Source organism: Streptomyces sp. OfavH-34-F (genome assembly GCF_022347745.1).
GTDB lineage: Bacteria > Actinomycetota > Actinomycetes > Streptomycetales > Streptomycetaceae > Streptomyces.
Window position 1 is genome coordinate 1 of record NZ_JAKRGC010000561.1, and the last position, 2,107, is coordinate 2,107.

2 protein-coding genes and 1 pseudogene are annotated in these 2,107 nt (G+C 72.4%); 2 read left to right on the forward strand and 1 reads right to left on the reverse strand.

Annotated elements, in window-relative coordinates:
* Positions 1–256: pseudogene (locus tag MHW47_RS34880) on the forward strand (transcriptional regulator); the annotation flags it as partial.
* A gap of 50 nt (positions 257–306) precedes the next feature.
* Positions 307–837, forward strand: a complete 531-nt coding sequence (locus MHW47_RS34885; protein ID WP_239227834.1) for an NUDIX hydrolase — start codon at positions 307–309, stop codon at positions 835–837.
* 55 nt (positions 838–892) lie between these two features.
* On the opposite strand, the gene MHW47_RS34890 is transcribed toward MHW47_RS34885, so the two are convergent.
* The gene (locus MHW47_RS34890) at positions 893–1,753 is read right to left on the reverse strand and encodes a 3-hydroxybutyryl-CoA dehydrogenase (protein WP_239227835.1); all 861 of its coding nucleotides are present in this window, start codon (positions 1,751–1,753) and stop codon (positions 893–895) included.
* Positions 1,754–2,107 lie beyond the last annotated feature (354 nt).

A 2,107-nucleotide genomic window follows, 5' to 3' on the forward strand; every position in this document is an offset into this window, starting at 1 on the left:
GGCGGTGCGCACGCCCGCGCACGACCGGGGCCGGGTGCACCGGCTGGCCGTGCTCACCGCGGTCGAGCTGCGGCAGGGCGAGGCGGACCGGGCGGCGGCCACCGCGACGGAGATGGCGGAGCGGGTCCGGGGCATGGAGTCGCGGCGGCTGCGCGACCGGCTGCGGACGGTGCGCACGGAGCTGATGGCCAGCGGGAGCGCCGACGCGGAACGGGCCGCAGAACGCGTGGGGGAGGCCCTGCGCGTACCGCTGTGAGCACGCATCTGCTGCGATACCGCCACCTACGAACAGAAGGTGGCAGAACCGTGCAGTGGACGAACCTGAATGAACAACTCGTGTATGAGAACCGCTGGTTCCGGGTCAACCTGGCCGATGTCGAGCTGCCGGACGGCGGCCGGCTCGACCACTACGTCATCCGGCAGCGCCCGGTGGCGGCGGCCACCGTCGTCAACGCCGCGAACGAGGTGCTGCTGCTGTGGCGGCACCGCTTCATCACCGGAAGCTGGGGCTGGGAACTGGCGGCCGGGGTCGTGGAGGACGGCGAGCGTCCGGCGCGGGCCGCGGCGCGCGAGATGGAGGAGGAGACCGGCTGGCGGCCCGGCCCGCTGCGCCCGCTGCTGACCGTGGAGCCGTCCAACGGCCTCAGCGACGCCCGGCACCACTTCTACTGGGGCGAGGAGGCGCGGTGGACGGGCGAGCCGTGCGACGCCTTCGAGTCCTCGCGCCGCGCCTGGATACCGCTGAAGCTGGTGCCGGACCTGATCGGCCGCGGCGAGGTCCCGGCCGCGGGCATGGCGGCCGGGCTGATGATGCTGCACCACTTACGGCTCGGCTGAGCCCTGCCCGCGCGTGCGGGGACCGCCCGGCCCCCGCACGCACGGCCGCCCGCCGTCAGGCGTACGGGTAGAAGCCCGAGCCCGTCTTGCGGCCGAGGCGGCCCGCGTCCACCATGCGCTGGAGCAGCGGGGGAGCGGCGTACAGCGGCTCCTTGTACTCGGCGTACATCGAGTCGGCGACCGAGGCGACGGTGTCCAGGCCGATGAGGTCCGCCAGCTTGAGCGGGCCCATCGGGTGGGCGCAGCCCATCTCCATGCCGTTGTCGATGTCCTCGCGGCTGGCGATGCCCGACTCGAACATCCGGATCGCCGAGAGCAGGTACGGGATCAGCAGGGCGTTGACGACGAAGCCCGAGCGGTCCTGGGCGCGGATCGGGTGCTTGCCCAGCACGTCCTGGACGACGGCCTCCGCGCGCTTGACCGTCTCGTCCGAGGTGGTCAGCGCGGGGATCAGCTCGACGAGCTTCTGCACCGGCGCCGGGTTGAAGAAGTGGATTCCGATGACCTGGTCCGGGCGGGACGTCGCGACGGCCAGCTTCACCAGCGGGATCGAGGAGGTGTTGGAGGCCAGGATCGCGTCCGGGCGGGTCACCACCTGGTCGAGCACCTGGAAGATCTCGGTCTTGACCTGCTCGTTCTCCACGACGGCCTCGATGACGAGGTCACGGTCGGCGAACTCGCCGAGGTCCGTCGTGAAGCTCAGCCGGCCCAGGGTCTCGTCCCGCTCCTCGGCGGTGATCTTCCCCCGCTGGGCGGCCTTGGACAGGGAGTTGTGGAGCCGGGTGCGGCCGATCTCCAGTGCCTCGCCGGTCGTCTCGGCCACCTTGACGTCGAGGCCGCTGCGGGCGCACACCTCCGCGATGCCCGCGCCCATCTGGCCGCAGCCCACCACTCCGACGCGTGCAATGTCGGCCATAGAGTCCGTCACCTCGTGCCTTTCGCTGTTCCCGTTCGGCGGCTTCCGTCTGGTTCCGGGCTCCACCACGACTCCCCGACGTTACTCCGCGCCTTACCGGGGATGGCAGCCCGGGGCGTGCATGCTCGGCACAGAACATCCCCTGTGCCCGGAAATGTTCCGGTACGGGGCGGTGCGGACGTGTACGGAGAGAGAGCGGGTGCGAGGCGATGCGAGGAGTGGCCCGAAGAGGGTTCGTGACCGGGGCGGCCGGAGCGGTCGCCGGGATGGCGGGAGCGGTCGCGGTGGCCGGTGACGCCGCCGCGCGCGCCGGACGGGCACCCGGCCTGCCCGGCCCGGCGGGCGCGCGGGACG

What these genes read in the sequence shown, in the direction of transcription:
- MHW47_RS34890 (WP_239227835.1), bottom strand. Translation starts at nt 1,753, where the DNA reads ATGGCCGACATTGCACGCGTCGGAGTGGTGGGCTGCGGCCAGATGGGC.